15 protein-coding genes are annotated in these 15,582 nt (G+C 30.2%); 6 read left to right on the forward strand and 9 right to left on the reverse strand.

What is annotated here, in order from left to right:
* Window positions 1-25 precede the first annotated feature (25 nt).
* Window positions 26-709, forward strand: a complete 684-nt coding sequence (locus tag LPB136_RS03240; RefSeq protein WP_072554759.1) for a peptidoglycan DD-metalloendopeptidase family protein — start codon at window positions 26-28, stop codon at window positions 707-709.
* A complete protein-coding gene (locus LPB136_RS03245) occupies window positions 699-1,169 on the forward strand; it encodes a DUF6495 family protein (protein ID WP_072554760.1) in 471 nt (156 codons plus the stop codon). Before LPB136_RS03240 ends, LPB136_RS03245 begins: the two co-directional genes overlap by 11 nt.
* A 112-nt stretch (window positions 1,170-1,281) precedes the next feature.
* Here the strand turns inward: LPB136_RS03245 and LPB136_RS03250 are convergent, their stop codons facing one another.
* Window positions 1,282-1,965: an SIR2 family NAD-dependent protein deacylase gene (locus LPB136_RS03250; RefSeq protein ID WP_072554761.1), complete on the reverse strand. Its 684-nt coding sequence runs from the start codon at window positions 1,963-1,965 to the stop codon at window positions 1,282-1,284.
* A gap of 72 nt (window positions 1,966-2,037) precedes the next feature.
* Between LPB136_RS03250 and LPB136_RS03255 the strand changes: the two genes are divergently transcribed.
* Genes LPB136_RS03255 through LPB136_RS03265 form a run of 3 tightly spaced genes read left to right on the forward strand, consistent with a single transcriptional unit; the run spans window position 2,038 to window position 3,754 of the window.
* Window positions 2,038-2,706, forward strand: a complete 669-nt coding sequence (locus LPB136_RS03255) for a TrmH family RNA methyltransferase (RefSeq protein WP_072556890.1) — start codon at window positions 2,038-2,040, stop codon at window positions 2,704-2,706.
* 29 nt (window positions 2,707-2,735) lie between these two features.
* Complete coding sequence (locus LPB136_RS03260) at window positions 2,736-3,152, forward strand: VOC family protein (RefSeq protein WP_072554762.1); 417 nt, start codon at window positions 2,736-2,738, stop codon at window positions 3,150-3,152.
* A gap of 8 nt (window positions 3,153-3,160) precedes the next feature.
* Window positions 3,161-3,754: a YdeI/OmpD-associated family protein gene (locus LPB136_RS03265; RefSeq protein WP_072554763.1), complete on the forward strand. Its 594-nt coding sequence runs from the start codon at window positions 3,161-3,163 to the stop codon at window positions 3,752-3,754.
* Between the two features lie 43 nt (window positions 3,755-3,797).
* Here the strand turns inward: LPB136_RS03265 and LPB136_RS03270 are convergent, their stop codons facing one another.
* The 8 genes from LPB136_RS03270 to porX all read right to left on the reverse strand — a co-directional run bounded on the left by LPB136_RS03270 (window position 3,798) and on the right by porX (window position 14,149).
* Window positions 3,798-5,147: an ApeA N-terminal domain 1-containing protein gene (locus LPB136_RS03270; RefSeq protein WP_072554764.1), complete on the reverse strand. Its 1,350-nt coding sequence runs from the start codon at window positions 5,145-5,147 to the stop codon at window positions 3,798-3,800.
* A 111-nt stretch (window positions 5,148-5,258) separates the two neighbouring features.
* Entirely contained in the window at window positions 5,259-6,542 is a 1,284-nt protein-coding gene (gene thrC, locus LPB136_RS03275) for a threonine synthase (protein ID WP_072554765.1), read from the reverse strand.
* Window positions 6,543-6,702: 160 nt separating this feature from the next.
* Window positions 6,703-7,632: a homoserine kinase gene (locus LPB136_RS03280; protein ID WP_072554766.1), complete on the reverse strand. Its 930-nt coding sequence runs from the start codon at window positions 7,630-7,632 to the stop codon at window positions 6,703-6,705.
* Between the two features lie 3 nt (window positions 7,633-7,635).
* Complete coding sequence (thrA, locus tag LPB136_RS03285) at window positions 7,636-10,077, reverse strand: bifunctional aspartate kinase/homoserine dehydrogenase I (RefSeq protein WP_072554767.1); 2,442 nt, start codon at window positions 10,075-10,077, stop codon at window positions 7,636-7,638.
* 287 nt (window positions 10,078-10,364) lie between these two features.
* The gene (locus LPB136_RS03290) at window positions 10,365-10,724 is read right to left on the reverse strand and encodes a DUF4258 domain-containing protein (RefSeq protein WP_072554768.1); all 360 of its coding nucleotides are present in this window, start codon (window positions 10,722-10,724) and stop codon (window positions 10,365-10,367) included.
* A gap of 138 nt (window positions 10,725-10,862) precedes the next feature.
* Window positions 10,863-12,059: an alanine dehydrogenase gene (locus LPB136_RS03295; protein ID WP_072554769.1), complete on the reverse strand. Its 1,197-nt coding sequence runs from the start codon at window positions 12,057-12,059 to the stop codon at window positions 10,863-10,865.
* On the reverse strand, window positions 12,056-12,472 hold the full coding sequence (gene tsaE / locus LPB136_RS03300) for a tRNA (adenosine(37)-N6)-threonylcarbamoyltransferase complex ATPase subunit type 1 TsaE (RefSeq protein ID WP_072554770.1): 417 nt from the start codon (window positions 12,470-12,472) through the stop codon (window positions 12,056-12,058). Before tsaE ends, LPB136_RS03295 begins: the two co-directional genes overlap by 4 nt.
* Before the next feature lie 129 nt (window positions 12,473-12,601).
* Window positions 12,602-14,149, reverse strand: a complete 1,548-nt coding sequence (porX, locus tag LPB136_RS03305; RefSeq protein WP_072554771.1) for a T9SS response regulator signal transducer PorX — start codon at window positions 14,147-14,149, stop codon at window positions 12,602-12,604.
* 188 nt (window positions 14,150-14,337) lie between these two features.
* On the opposite strand from porX, the gene LPB136_RS03310 reads away from it, so the two are divergent.
* Entirely contained in the window at window positions 14,338-15,564 is a 1,227-nt protein-coding gene (locus LPB136_RS03310; protein ID WP_072556891.1) for an HD domain-containing protein, read from the forward strand.
* Window positions 15,565-15,582 lie beyond the last annotated feature (18 nt).

Consider the following 15,582-nt stretch of genomic DNA (forward strand, 5'->3'; position numbering starts at 1 on the left):
CGCCTATTTAGTTGGCGGTTTTTTTATGGAAATAAATTCATTTTTAACAAAATTATCAGCGAGTCCTTTACGGGTAATTGATGCTTCAATTTCGTTGAACGAATATGTTCCAATTTCAATTTCATCAAAAAATAAAGACTTAAATTTTGATGTTTCTTCTTCATCTGAATGGGAAACTTATCTTTCTAATTTTTTAAAGGAGAATACTGCAAAAGTTGCTTTTGGAGGTTATTTAGAAGAAAGAGACATTTATAATAGAAGTGGTTACTTTAATTCCGAAGAAAATCAACGAAATATTCACTTAGGAATCGATTTATGGTGTAATGCCAAAACTAATGTTTTAGCAGTTTTAGATGGTGAAATACACAGTTTTAAAAATAATAATAATTTTGGAGATTATGGACCAACAATTATTCTAAAACATAAAGTTGAAGACGTTACTTTTTACTCTTTATACGGACATTTATCAACCGAATCTATTCAAAATATTAAAATTGGAAATAACGTAAAAGCAGGAGAAAAGATAGCAGCATTAGGAAATAGTACTGTTAATGGAGATTATGCGCCGCATTTACATTTTCAATTAATTTTAAATATGGAAGATTATTCTGGAGATTATCCGGGAGTTTCTTCAAAAGAAAAACTACCTTTTTACAAACAAAATTGCCCAAACCCTAATAGTTTACTAAAATTACCAAATGAAATATAGACAGCTTACCAAAGAACAGTTTGAAAGTTTACACGAAGAGTTTGCTCACTTTTTAGCATCACAAAGTATTGATGTAAAAGAATGGAAGCAATTAAAAGAAGAAAAACCACAAGTTGCAGAAGAAGAAATGAATGTTTTTTCTGATGTTGTTTGGGATGATGTATTGACTAAAGTTGAATATTTAGAGCACTTTTCTGAAAAAACGGTCAACCTTTTTAAGTGTATTGATGAAGAAATTAGCAGAATTGTTGTGAAGGTCGATAAAGATATAAACTTGTTAGAAAAAGAAGGTTTTGAATGGTTGTTAACGAACGCTTTAGATGAAAAAGTGGAGTTTTTAAACGGAGAAAAACCATACGGAAAAGAAAGAAATGTAGAAATTTTTGATTTAATTGAAAAAGGAAGTTCTATTTCTAAAGGAGAATTATACGAGTATTTTAATAGGATAATTACTTCGTAAAAACTGTCATTCCGAATAGCGCCTTTTTAAGCGATTCAGGAATCTCATAATATTAAAAATATTAGATTCCTCGTCGTTCATGCTTCACTCCATCGGAAAGACAAAGTCTATATTATTTAATCAATAATTCCAACAAAGTATCCGTTCCAGAACTCGCTACGTCTTTAATAATTGTTAAATTATTAAAATCGTTTTTAGTTACGGATGGTTTTGGATCTATAAAATAAATTGGCGTATTCGGTTTAATATAATTTACCAAACCTGCTGCAGGATATACTTGCATAGAAGTTCCTATAATTACCAAAATATCAGCTTTTTGCGTAATTTCTATTGCTTTATCTAGCATCGGAACCATTTCACCAAACCAAACTATATGTGGTCTTAATTGTTGGTTGTCTTCTGCTAAATCGCCCAAAACAATGTCTTTTTCTCTGTAGGTAACCAAGGTTTCATTGGCAACACTTCTTACTTTTAAAAGTTCTCCATGTAAATGTGTAACATTGGTGCTTTTTGCGCGTTCGTGTAAATCATCTACATTTTGAGTAACAATTTCAACATTGAAATAAGCTTCTAATTTTGCTAAGTTTTCGTGTCCTTTATTTGGTTTTACTGCTAACAATTGTCTTCTTCGTTGGTTATAAAAATCCAAAACCAATTCAGGATTTTTTGCAAAACCTTCTGGCGATGCAACTTCCATAACATCATGTCCTTCCCATAAACCGTCAGCATCTCTAAATGTTTGTATACCGCTTTCGGCAGAAATTCCCGCGCCCGTTAAAACAACTAAATTTTTCATTTATTATAAATTATGAGTAAATTAAACGAATCTCTCTTAGAACGTAAAAATAATAATTTTTATGTTTGTACTATGGCTAATAAAGATTTAAGAGAATATTTAGAAGGATATTTAACGGATAGGAGGAAAGCACTTTTTAAAACTGTTTTAGCAGAAAGAACACGTCATTTTACAGTTGTTTTAGAAGATATTTATCAAGCGCATAACTCAAGCGCAGTGGTAAGAACTTGCGATATTTTTGGAGTTCAAGATTTGTATACGGTAGAAAATAATTACATCAATAAAGTATCACGTCATGTAGCAAAAGGAAGTCAGAAATGGTTAGATTTTCATCGTTTTAAAGAAGATGGAGATAATATAGAAAATTGTTTTAAAGACTTGCGTAGCAAAGGATATCAAATTGTTGGAACAACGCCACATACAGATAAAGTTTTATCTGATTTTGATGTTACTAAAAAAACTGCCTTTGTTTTTGGTGTTGAAAAAGAAGGAATTTCTGATTATGTAAAAGAAAATGCAGACGGATTTTTAAAAATTCCAATGGTTGGTTTTACCGAGAGTTTAAACATTTCTGTTGCCGCGGCAATCATTTTACAAGACGTTACTACAAAGCTGAAAAAAACGGATATCGATTGGCAACTTTCCGAAGAAGAAAAGGAAACTATTTATGCAGATTGGGTAGAAAAAACCATTAAAAACGTAGATAAAATCAAAGAACATTATTTAAATAAAAATAACTAACTTTAGAAAGAATTTTAAAAAGTTAGATTATGAGAAGTGATGTTTATTTATTTTTTGATGGAAATTGCGAAGAAGCAATGCTATATTATCAAGATATTTTTGATGGTAAATTTGAAATGATAATGCGTTATTCTGAAGGACCACCTGAATTTTCTTCACCAGAAATAGCCAATAAAATTATGCATGCAACTTTATCTTTTGGAACAAACAGTCAAATAAAACTTTCTGATAGTTTTGAGGAACCATTAGTTAAAGGAAATAATAGTAATATTTCTATTACGGCGGATGATGAAGAAAGTGGTTATGCAATTTTTGATGGTTTGGCCGATGGCGGAAAAACAACAATGCCTTATGCTGAAGTTTTTTGGGGTGGAAAATTTGGAAGCTGTATCGATAAATTTGGCATACAATGGATGATTAGTGCTCCTGCTAACGATAATTCTTAATAGATAAAATGGATTCGAGAGTAACAGAATTTATTACATCTAAAGAAAAATGGACGCAAGAATTAATTCACATGCGTACTATTTTGATGCAACTTCCTTTGGAGGAAACTATAAAATGGGGTTCACCAACGTATTCTTACAAAGGGAAAAATGTGGTTAGTATTGCGGCATTTAAAAATCATTTTGGATTGTGGTTTTTTCAAGGTGGATTATTAAAAGACAAAGCAAAGGTTTTAAGAAACGCGCAAGAAGGTAAAACCCAAGCAATGCGACAAATGCGCTTAGTTGCTGCTTCTGAAATTAAAGAAGACATTATTAAAGGATACATTTTAGAAGCAATTGATAATATAGAAGCAGGGAAGGAGATTAAACCCAAACGAACTACAAAACCGCTTTTAATTCCTGATTTACTAAACGAAGTATTTACTAAAAACGAAGACATAAAAATTGCGTTTAACGAGTTTACAAAAAGTAAACAACGTGATTTTGCTGACCATATTTTTGGAGCAAAACGTGAAACCACAAAATTATCTCGCTTAGAAAAAATTATTCCAATGATTTTACGTGGCGAAGGTTTACACGATAAGTATAAGAATTGTTGAGTCTTTAAGTGATGTATGCTGAAGTATTTGTGTAATGACTTTACTAATTTTTTATACGTTTTATCTTCAATTTATTATTTTCAAACCTTCTTTGTTTATTAGAATCATAAAAACCTTTAACTCTTTCTCCAGTTTCAATAAGTAATTTTTTTACTAAACTTTCATTTATTCCTAGACTTCTGTAAACATTAATTTTAATAATTATTTCAATATAAATTGATGCATATAACATATCAAAATTATTAAATATATTCTTTGTTGAACTTCTATGAACTAAATAATTACGTGATTTTACAATTTTTCTTATATATTCCTCAACATCCCAATCATTAGGAAGTAAAGTAGAGAAATCAGATTCAAAATCAGATAACCTTTTTCTAAAATTTGGTTCATTAATGTGTGCCAAGTTATTTTCTATTAAATTTCTAATTGTATTATCTTCTATTGATTCTAATATCCCTTTTTTTATAGATTTAAATTTGGTCCTATCAAATAATTTATAATTCATAAAACGTCTATGATATGTCTCGATAGAGAAACAATTATTTAAAAAATAATTTTCACGGCTTAACTTGTTATTTATAGATTTTTCTAAGATTAATTCTATACTTGTATGAAGGTCTTTTTTTTCAAACCAATTTTGAATAATTTCGTCTAAATTATGTTTAATGTCGTCAAATTTAATTCTTGGATTCAATGGTGATGGTGAACCCAAAGAATTATTTCCTGTCCAATATAAAGAAACAGGCATTTCCTTTTTTTTATGGAAAGTTGTACTGTCAATCTCTGTTTTTTCGTTGCTAAGAATAAAAAATATTTTTTTTAACTCTTTTATTAAATTTAAAAACTTCCAAACATTTATATCTTCTTTGTTTGATTTTATTTTTAACCCAATATTTTCTTTAATGGTTATCTGATTGTTTTTTCTCTTAATATTTATGTTGTTAGAAGTGTATAATTCTACAGAAAAAACATCAGAATTATAAATTTCAATTAAATCAAAATCTTCTATAATTAATTTTTTATCATTAATAAGATTGTTTTTAATTGCTGAAATATTAGTCCAATCTAATAAGCCTGTCATTTCTATATTTACATTATCAAAGTAAAATAATTCGGGGTTGTTTATAAAATCTCCTTTAAACAGATATTCAGCAGAATATTTTTTTACATCTGCACCAGCTCCAATTGACATTCCAATGTATTTACAGTTTACTAATGTAGCTTTACCAAATCCATTAAATACTCCAATTATAGTTTTTATGCTGTTAAAACCTCGTTGGCTAGATGATAATTCAATTTCTATAGTTTCATTAGACAATGAAAGTCTAACGAAATCAATAGATTCATTTTCATTAAAAGGTGAAACTATTTTTCCTATATAATTTTCCATCTAGTTTGTAAGTAGTTAAGTTATATTTTTAATAAGAAAATCAAGATATAAAAAAAAACACTCGCTCCAAAATGGAAGCGAGGTTTATAAATTTGAAATCGTTATAACATCTTAAGAATTTAAAAACGCTTTTAATTCGGTATAATTACTAACTTTTGTAGCAACTTTTACTTTATCAATTACAGATTTAATCTGCTCAGGAATTTCAACAGTTACAGGCAATGTTTCCTCAACAATATCTAAAAACTTTACAGGATGTGCAGTTTCTAAAAATACACCAAAATCAGTATCGGCTAAATTGTATTTTTTTAAACCTAAATATCCAACAGCACCGTGTGGATCTGTAACATAACCAGAAGTTTTATAAATTTCTTTCATAGCTTTTTTAGTTGCTTCATCTGTAAAAGAATACGAGGCAAAAGCTTGTTTTAATTTTTCTGTATTGTTACCAAACAATTCTTGAATTCTGATAAAATTACTTGGATTACCAACATCCATAGCGTTAGAGATAGTAGCTTTAGATGGTTTTGGATCGTATTTTTCAGTTGCTAAAAAGTTAGGAACTGTATCGTTTATATTGGTTGAAGCAACAAAATGTTTTACTGGTAAACCTAATTTTTGAGCCATAATTCCGGCACAAATATTTCCAAAATTTCCACTTGGTACAGAAAAAACGATGTCTTTATGTTTTTTGTGCAATTGCTTATACGCAAAGAAAAAATAGAACATTTGTGGCAACCAACGTGCAATATTTATTGAGTTAGCTGATGTTAACGTTTTAGAAATTTCAGTATCTAAAAAAGCAGTTTTTACCATTTCTTGACAATCATCAAAAACACCATCAACTTCTAATGCTTTAATATTTTGTCCTAAAGTAGTTAATTGCTTTTCTTGAATATCACTAACTTTTCCGCTTGGATATAAAATAACAACTTCTACGCCTTTAACACCTAAAAATCCGCTTGCAACAGCACCTCCAGTATCTCCAGAAGTAGCAACTAAAACAGTAACTTTATCTTCATTATTCTTATTAAAATACGCTAAACAACGCGCCATAAAACGTGCGCCAACATCTTTAAAAGCCATTGTTGGTCCGTGAAACAACTCTAATGCACCAATGTTTTCTTCGACATTAACAATAGGAAAATCGAAAGTCAAGGTTTCATCAATAATATTTTTTAAAACTTCTGTAGGAATCTCATCTCCAACAAATTGTTTGATAGCTTCATACGCAATTTCTTCGTTAGAATAATTGGCAATATTTTTAATAAAATCACTAGCAATAGGAGTGATGCTCTCTGGGAAATACAAACCTCTATCAGGCGCTAAACCGTTAACTACAGCACTTTTAAAGCTTACTTTTGGTGATTTATGATTAAGACTATAATACTTCATTTTTAATATTTAATTACGATTTTTTAAACTTCCATTGTCATTCCTGCGAAAGCAGGAATCCATACAAACTTAATTATAGATTCCTGCCTTCGCAGGAATGACAAATAATTCTCAAAAAACACTTTTTATAGAAAACTATGGGTTTAAAATATTCGTTGATTTATCTTTCTTCTAAAATTTTTATTCCTTCTGTATTAATTTTTGAACGATGCATATTAAAATCGATTTTTATATTTTTATATGCATTTTCAATTGATGCAAACACATCGTTTGCAATAGTATCTCCTTTACACAACGCAAAAATTGTAGGTCCTGCGCCAGAAATTCCAGCACCCAAAGCACCTGCTTTTAAAGCTTCGCTTTTAACTACATCAAAATGCGGAATTAAATGTTTACGAGCAGGTTCTACTATAATATCTGTTAACGAGTTAGATATTAGCTCGTAATTTTCAGTATGTAAACCGCTAATTAATCCGGCTAAATTAGCCCATTGTGTAATTGCACTTTTTAAAGGTACTTCTTTTGGTAAAACGTCTCTAGAATCTTTTGTTTTAACTTCCACTTGTGGGTGAATTGCAACAACTCTTAATTCTGTTGGAACAGGAATTTTAATAATATCCAAAGGTTCGTAACTTCTAACTAAAACAAAACCACCGTAAATAGCCGCAGAAACATTGTCTGCAATTGCACTTCCGCAAGCAGTTTCTTCGCCAATCATAGCAAATTTTGTTAACTCTAATTGAGAAAACGGATTTCCTAAAAACTGATTTACACCAAAAGCGGCACCAGCAGCACTTGCCGCGCTACTTCCTAAACCGCTTCCGGGAGAAAAACCTTTGTGCATTGTCATTTCTATTCCAAAATCTACAGGATGTTTTTCTAACATTGCTAAAGCAACAGCACCTGCAGCATTTTCTTTTGCGTTTAAAGGTAAATTAGCGCCTGTTATTTCAGTAATTCTAACACCTTTTTCTTCGGTTTTAGTAAAAGTCATTTCGTCACCAACGGAGTCAATTGCTAAACCTAACGAATCAAATCCGCAGGAAACATTTGCTACAGTTGCAGGAGAAAATATTTTTAAATACTTCATTTTTTAGTTCTTTCCAATTCTAATTACATCCGCAAAAATACCAGAAGCAGTAACTTCTGCACCAGCTCCAGCACCTTTTATTAATAATGGATTTACGGGATATCTTTCTGTGAAAAATAACACAATATTATCACTTCCTTCTAAATTATAAAAAGGATGATCTGATGGAATATGTTGTAAACCAACTGATGCTTTACCGTTTTCAAAAGTTGCCACGTATTTTAAACGACAATCTTTGTCATTCGCTTCTTTGTAGATATTCTGAAAATGAGCTTCAGATGCTGTTAAAGATGCGTAAAAATCGTCATTATTAGTTGTTTTAAGGCTTTTTTCTGGTAAAAATGAGTTGTTATCAATATCAGAAAGCTCTAATTCGTATCCGCTTTCACGCGCTAAGATTAAAATTTTTCTTGCAACGTCAATTCCACTTAAATCTATCTTTGGATCTGGTTCTGTGAAACCTTCTTTTTGAGCTTGTGCAACAACATCATGGAAAGTAGTATTTTCATTAAAATTATTGAAAACAAAATTTAAACTTCCCGATAAGACTGCTTGTATTTTATGGATTCTATCTCCAGAAGCAATTAAGTTTTTTAAGGTGTCAATTACAGGTAAACCTGCACCAACATTAGTTTCAAACAAGAAAGGAGCATTAAATTTACGCGATACTCTTTTAAGTGTCTTGTAATTATCTAAATTAGAGGCACAAGCAATTTTGTTACAAGTTACTACGCCAATATTTTGTTCTAAATAATTTTGATAAACCTCCGAAACGTTTTTGTTAGCTGTGTTGTCTACAAATACTGAGTTACGTAAGTTTAATGCTTTAGTCTTATTAAAAAAGGCATCTAAAGATGTTTGTTCCCCATTTTCTAAGGCTTCTTTCCAATTTGTTAAATCTAGACCGTCTTCATTAAAAGTCATTTTTCTAGAATTAGAAATTCCAACTACTCTTATATTCAGTTTTAAATATTCTTTTAAATAGGTTGCTTGTTTATGAATTTGTGCTAAAAAACGCTCACCAACATTACCAACACCCGTAACGAATAAGTTTAACTGTTTTATATTTTCTTCAAAAAATTGTTCGTGAAGCGTGTTTAAAGCTTTTTTTGCATCAACACTATTAATTACAGCTGAGATATTTTTTTCAGAAGCTCCTTGGGCAATTGCTCTAACGTTTACGTTGTTTTTTCCTAAAGAACTAAACATTCTCCCACTTAAACCTTGGTGATTTTTCATGTTATCACCAACCAAAGCTATAATTGCTAAGTTTTGTTCAACAATAACAGGATTTACTTTATGCCTTTCAATTTCAAAAGCAAAAGTTTCATTGATGCTTTCTGCTGCTTTATTTGCATCTTTATCAAAAACACCAATACAGATTGAATGTTCTGAAGAAGCTTGTGTAATTAAAACTACGTTTATATTTTCAACAGATAATGTTTCAAAAACACGTTTAGAAACACCTGAAACACCAATCATTCCGCTTCCTTCTAAAGTAAGTAATGTTATGTTTTCAATATGGCTAATCCCTTTAACACTGGTTTTGCTGTTGGTTTTATCAGTAATTAAAGTTCCATTTTGTTCAGGTTGAAAAGTATTCTTAATTAGAATCGGTATTTTCTTTTCTAATGTTGGTTGAATTGTTGGTGGATAAATAACTTTTGCGCCAAAATGAGACAATTCCATTGCTTCTTGATATGAAATATGCGGAATTGGAAATGCTTGTTTTACAACAGATGGATTTGCAGTGTACATTCCACTAACGTCTGTCCAAATTTGTAATTCTTCAGCATTTAAAGAAGCCGCATAAATAGCCGCAGAATAATCTGAACCTCCACGACCTAACGTAGTTGATTGCCCATTTTCTGTATTTGCTATAAAACCAGGTAATAATGTTACTTGGTTATTGTTATTTTTAAAGAAATCTTGACAATTTTTCTCTGTTAATTTAAAATTAACTTGTGCATTTTCGAAACTGTTAGATGTTATAATTAACTCTCTACTATCTTTATAACCCGCATCTATTTCGTTTTTTGCAGCTTCAGAAATTATGTAAGAAGATAAAAGTTCACCAAAACCACTAATAGTTGCTAATGTTTTAGGTGTAATTTCTTCTAATAAGAAACAACCTTGTAGTAAAATTTCTAGTTTAGAAAATAATTTTTCGACCTTGGTTTTAACCTCATCTTGTCTTTCAGTTGCAATTAAATCTGCAATAACTTGAAGATGGTGTTGTTTAACCTCATTAAAAAGAGAAGTATAGTTAGTATCTTTTCTAGCTGCTTGTTCTGCAGCAGCAATTAACTTGTTTGTAGTTTTTCCGAAAGCGGAAACAACTACTAATACTTTATCTTTTTGTGCTGTTTGTTTAACAACTTGTAAAACTTGTTGTATTGTTTGAGAACTGGCTACGGATGAACCTCCGAATTTTAAAACTTTCATTTTAAATATTTATTGATAATTGTTATTGTTTTTTTTACTAGCCTATGGTTATTTGCCTTCGTTTGAAAGTATAATGTTGACCTAAAGTTTATATGAAATTAATTACACCCTTAAAGGGTAATTGTAGAAATTGTGATAATAGTAATACGCCCAATCATTATGATTGAGTTAGAAGTGTTTGTATTTTTATTAACGTTCACGCTTCAAATGTAAATTATATTTAACAAAAAGACTATTCTTTTGAAAAATAATTTACGAAAACGTTTTAGATGATAAGAATTAGCAATTTAATTGCTCTTTATTGTAATATTTTTTATTGTTGAAGTACTATCGCAGCGAATAATGTATAAGTCTAACTTTTTTCCAGTAACATAATATTCTGGACAAGGTTTTATACGTGCTTTACTTTTACCAAAATTAACATCGCCATTTTCTAAAACTGTAGCTATTTGAAGACTGTCAATATTATGTTTTGCCATTGTTAACTTAGCTTCGTCAGAATATAAACGTTCTCTTATACGTATTGTTTTTAGCGTACGCGCATCCATTCCGTAATTAAAAGTAACATCTTTTTTTGTCCAAAAGAAGTAAACAATTAAAGAACCAAGTGATAAACCAATTAAGTAATAAAAAAACCTTTTAAGCATGTTTTAAATTTGAACTGCAAATTTAATGTAAAAAATCAGTTTATAATTAAAATATTTCTAACTTTAGATTCCTGCCTACGCAGGAATGACAATTTCAACGGAAACTCAACGCAAAGCGTTGTGTAAACTTTTTTTCAATTAAATAATCAATAAATTGATATCTCTAAATGGTAAGCTAAACCAATCTGCAACCGTTTTATTTGTTAAAATTCCGTGGTAAAAATACATTCCGTTTCGTAAACTTTTATCGTAACGCATTGCATTTTCAAATCCGCCTTCTTCAGCAATACTTAATAAATACGGCGTTAAAATATTACTTATTGATACAGAGGCAGTTCTAGAATATCTAGAAGGTATATTTGGAACGCAATAATGTATAACACCGTGTTCTGTAAAAGTTGGTTTGCTATGCGTTGTAATGTTTGAAGTTTCAAAACAACCTCCACGATCTATACTAACATCAACAATTACTGCTCCGTCTTTCATTTTTTCAATCATACTTTCAGTAACAACAACAGGAGAGCGATCTTTACCACGAATTGCACCAACAGCAACATCGCAACGCATTAATGCTTTTGCCAATGTTTTTGGTTGTATTGTAGAAGTGTAAATAGGTGACGGTAAGCGATGCTGTAATGTTCTAAGTTTTGTTAGCGAGTTATCGAATACTTTTACTCGCGCACCTAGACCAATTGCAGAACGCGCTGCAAATTCACCAACAGTTCCTGCGCCTAAAATTACCACAGATGTTGGCGGAACTCCACCAATATTTCCTAATAATAAACCGTTTCCTTCATTTATGCTGTTCATTAATTCTGAAGCAATTAAAATTGAAGCGGTTCCTGCAATTTCACTAAGTGATTTTACTATTGGATACACACCGTGTTCGTCTTTTATATAATCGAATGCTACAGCAGTAATTCTTTTTTTAGCTAAAGCTTCAAAGTATTTTTTGTTCTGAGTCTTTAATTGTAATGCTGAAATTAAGATGGTTTGTGGATTCATCATTTCAATTTCATTAATAGAAGGCGGTTCTACTTTTAAAATAATGTTACAACCAAATACTTCTTTAACATCGTACGATATTTTTGCACCAGCTTCTGAGTATTCTTTATCGGCATAATTTGAGTTTTCTCCTGCACCAGTTTCTACAACAATTCTGTGTCCATGCGCAACTAAAGCAGAAACAGCATCTGGTGTTAAACTTATTCGTTTTTCTTCGAAATGTGTTTCTTTTGGTAAGCCGATAAATAATTCACCTTTTTGCTTTTGAATTTCAAGCATTTCTGGCTGAGGCATTAAATCTTCCTTACTAAATGGCGAGTATAAACTCATGAGTTGGTTTTTAGTTGAATGTTGCGTTGTCCGTTTTCTAAAAGCGAAATATTAATTTCCACAGTTTCTAAAGGTAGTAAATTTTCTACATTGTTTGGCCACTCAATTAAATACCAATTATTTGTATATAAATAATCTTCAATTCCCATATCGTAAGCCTCTTCTTCGTGCTCAATTCTATAAAAATCGAAATGATAAACTGTTTCTCCTTTTGTAGTTAAATATTCATTTACTAAAGAAAAAGTAGGTGAGTGGGCAACATCTTCTACACCTAGTTGTTTACAGATTTCTTTTATAAGTGTAGTTTTACCAACACCCATTTCTCCATTAAACAACAATGTTTTATGTACTGCGGAAGTAATAATTTCTTGTGCAATTTCAGATAACTGCGCTATAGAATAATCTTTGTTCATTAATGCAAAAATAATGAAAACAACGATTAGTTTTTATAAAAAATATAAAACTCTGAAAACTGACCACATAGTAACATCCAAAACATAGTTTTATTGCAACTGTTTACTGAGAACTGAATACTGCCAACTTTATTTAGGTTCATAAATAGCACAAGGAATTATCATTTCTTCCAAAGATATTCCACCATGTTGATACGTATTTTTATAATATTTCACAAAGTGATTGTAATTATTTGGATAGGCGAAAAACATATCTTCTTTTGCAAAAATAAACGGACTATTAATTGCTATACTTGGTAAGAAAATGTCTTTCGGATTTTTTACTGCAAAGACATCTTTTTCTTCATATGAAAGACTTCTACCTGTTTTGTAACGTAAATTTGAACTGATGTTTTTATTACCAATTACCTTAGTAGGATGCTTACAATTTATGGTTCCGTGATCGGTTGTTATTATAAGTTTTTGACCTAATAATTTTGCTTTTTGAATTATCTCGAACAAAGGAGAATTCTTAAACCAACTTACTGTAAGTGAGCGATATGCTTTATCATCTCCAGCCAACTCTTTAATTACTTCCATTTCGGTTTTAGCATGCGAAAGCATATCAACAAAATTATACACTACAACTGTTAAGTCGTTCTGTTTTGTTCCGTTGTAATTATCGGCAAGTTCTTTTCCGCTTCGTAAATTGGTTATTTTATAATATTCGTGCTTAATATCTAGGTTTAAACGTTTTATTTGTGCTTCTAAAAATTCATTTTCATATAAATTTTTCCCACCTTCATCGAGGTCATTTTTCCAATAATTTGGATGTTTTTTCTCCATTTCCGAAGGCATTAATCCAGAAAAAATAGCGTTTCTGGCATATTGTGTTGCCGTTGGTAAAATGCTTAAATAAGAGTGTTCTTCTTCCTTTTTATAAAAATTATTAAGTAAAGGTTCTAAGGTTCTGTATTGGTCAAAACGTAAATTATCAATAACAATTAATAAAGTTCCTTGGTCTTTGCTTAAATGTGGAACTACAAAATCTTTAAATAAAGTATGTGAAAAAGTAGGTCTATCGCCAGCTGTTAACCAATCTTGGTAATTCTTTTTTACGAATTTAAAGAACTGTGTATTAGCTTCTTGCTTCTGGCTTTCTAAAATACCTAACATTCCTGCATCAGAAATTGTTTCTAGTTCTAATTCCCAGTGAATTAGCTTTTTATATAACGTAAACCATTCTTCATAAGAATTTACCATTGCTAAATCCATCGATATTTTTCTGAATTCCTGTTGATAATTAGAAGTTGTTTTTTCAGAAATTAAACGAGAATGATCTAAGCTCTTTTTTAAACTCAATAAAATCTGATTTGGATTTACTGGTTTTATTAAATAATCTGCAATTTTAGAACCAATTGCATCTTCCATAATATATTCTTCTTCACTTTTAGTAATCATTACTATAGGAAGATTGGGTTGTTTTTGTTTTATTTCAGCAAGTGTTTCTAAACCTGTTAAACCAGGCATATTTTCATCTAAAAAAACAATATCGAAACGTTTTTCATCTATTAAATCTATAGCATCTGTTCCGTTTGTACTTGTTGTAACTTTATATCCTTTTTTTTCTAAAAATAGTTGATGTGGTTTTAATAAATCAATTTCATCATCTACCCAAAGTATATCTATTTGTTTCATAGTGTTTTATATGTAAAATACAAGCCAAAGACCTGATTTGTAATAATTATTTTTAAAAGTTTTTGCTAATTAATTTTTAAAGAAATAAGCGTCTACTAATTAACGCCAAAAAATAAATTTGTTGCGTTTTAAAAGCTTAAAATTACGTTAATAAAACGATTTTGTTAGATTTGCTAAAAATTATTGATTTGGCTAAACCGAAAAAAAATAAATTAAAAATATTAAACGATCCTATTTATGGATTTGTAACGATACCTAATTCGCTCATTTTTGATATTATTGAGCATCGATATTTTCAACGATTGAGAAGAGTTTCTCAAATGGGAATGTCTAACTTAGTGTATCCAGGAGCAAACCATACTCGTTTTCATCACGCAATTGGTTGTATGCATCTAATGCATAAGGCAATACGTGTTTTACGTTCTAAGAATGTAGTAATTTCGGATGATGAAGCAAAAGCACTTTTAATTGCAATTCTCTTACACGATATTGGTCATGGAGCTTTTTCACATGCTTTAGAACATAGTATTGTTAGCGGAATTTCTCATGAAGAGATTTCTCTAAAATTTATGAAAAAATTGAATGAAGAGTTCAATGGAAAACTAGACTTAGCAATTCAAATTTTTGAAGGAAGATACAATAGAAAGTTTCTAAACCAATTAATATCGAGTCAATTAGATGTTGATCGATTAGATTACTTAAAACGAGATTCATTTTATACTGGTGTTACAGAAGGGGATATTTCTTCAGACCGATTAATTGCAATGATGCATGTTAAAAATGATGAACTGGTAATTGAACAAAAAGGAATTTATTCTGTAGAAAACTTTATAATTTCTCGACGTTTAATGTATTGGCAAGTATATCTGCATAAAACAGGTTTAGTGGCTGAAAATATGTTAGTTAAAGTATTGCAAAGAGCAAAGGAGTTGGCAAAGAGTGGAGTAGAAGTTCCTGCTACAAAAGCTTTTAAATACTTTTTAAATACGGAAATTTCTGCTGAAAACTTTTCAGAAAAAACATTAGAACTTTTTTCTACATTAGATGATTATGATGTGTTGGCTTCCATAAAACAATGGATGTTTAGCGAGGATAAAGTGTTATCTAGCTTAGCAACAATGTTAATTAATAGAAAATTGTTGAAAATTGAAATGCAAGATAAACCCTTTTCAAAAGAATATATTTCTAAAAAAGAAGCAAAATATAGCGAAAAACTAGCGCTTTCAGATTCAGAAATTTCTTATTTTGTTTTTAATGATTTTACTTCTAATCAGGCTTATAACACAGAAAAACCTATAAAAATCTTAAGTAAGAAAGGGAAATTAAAAGATATTGCATCTGCATCTGATCAATTAAACCTTCAAGCACTAACAAAACCAGTGGTTAAGTATTTTTTATGTTATCCAAAGAAGTAATTTTAGATAAATGGTAGC

It is taken from the genome of Tenacibaculum todarodis (assembly GCF_001889045.1).
Classification (GTDB): domain Bacteria; phylum Bacteroidota; class Bacteroidia; order Flavobacteriales; family Flavobacteriaceae; genus Polaribacter; species Polaribacter todarodis.

Coding starts and splice junctions, on each gene's coding strand:
- LPB136_RS03280 (WP_072554766.1), bottom strand. CDS start 7,632: ATGAAGTATTTAAAAATATTTTCTCCTGCAACTGTAGCAAATGTTTCC.
- LPB136_RS03295 (WP_072554769.1), bottom strand. CDS start 12,059: ATGAGTTTATACTCGCCATTTAGTAAGGAAGATTTAATGCCTCAGCCA.
- thrA (WP_072554767.1), bottom strand. CDS start 10,077: ATGAAAGTTTTAAAATTCGGAGGTTCATCCGTAGCCAGTTCTCAAACA.
- tsaE (WP_072554770.1), bottom strand. CDS start 12,472: ATGAACAAAGATTATTCTATAGCGCAGTTATCTGAAATTGCACAAGAA.
- porX (WP_072554771.1), bottom strand. CDS start 14,149: ATGAAACAAATAGATATACTTTGGGTAGATGATGAAATTGATTTATTA.
- LPB136_RS03270 (WP_072554764.1), bottom strand. CDS start 5,147: ATGGAAAATTATATAGGAAAAATAGTTTCACCTTTTAATGAAAATGAA.
- LPB136_RS03245 (WP_072554760.1), top strand. CDS start 699: ATGAAATATAGACAGCTTACCAAAGAACAGTTTGAAAGTTTACACGAA.
- LPB136_RS03265 (WP_072554763.1), top strand. CDS start 3,161: ATGGATTCGAGAGTAACAGAATTTATTACATCTAAAGAAAAATGGACG.
- thrC (WP_072554765.1), bottom strand. CDS start 6,542: ATGAAGTATTATAGTCTTAATCATAAATCACCAAAAGTAAGCTTTAAA.
- LPB136_RS03240 (WP_072554759.1), top strand. CDS start 26: ATGGAAATAAATTCATTTTTAACAAAATTATCAGCGAGTCCTTTACGG.
- LPB136_RS03260 (WP_072554762.1), top strand. CDS start 2,736: ATGAGAAGTGATGTTTATTTATTTTTTGATGGAAATTGCGAAGAAGCA.
- LPB136_RS03250 (WP_072554761.1), bottom strand. CDS start 1,965: ATGAAAAATTTAGTTGTTTTAACGGGCGCGGGAATTTCTGCCGAAAGC.
- LPB136_RS03290 (WP_072554768.1), bottom strand. CDS start 10,724: ATGCTTAAAAGGTTTTTTTATTACTTAATTGGTTTATCACTTGGTTCT.
- LPB136_RS03255 (WP_072556890.1), top strand. CDS start 2,038: ATGGCTAATAAAGATTTAAGAGAATATTTAGAAGGATATTTAACGGAT.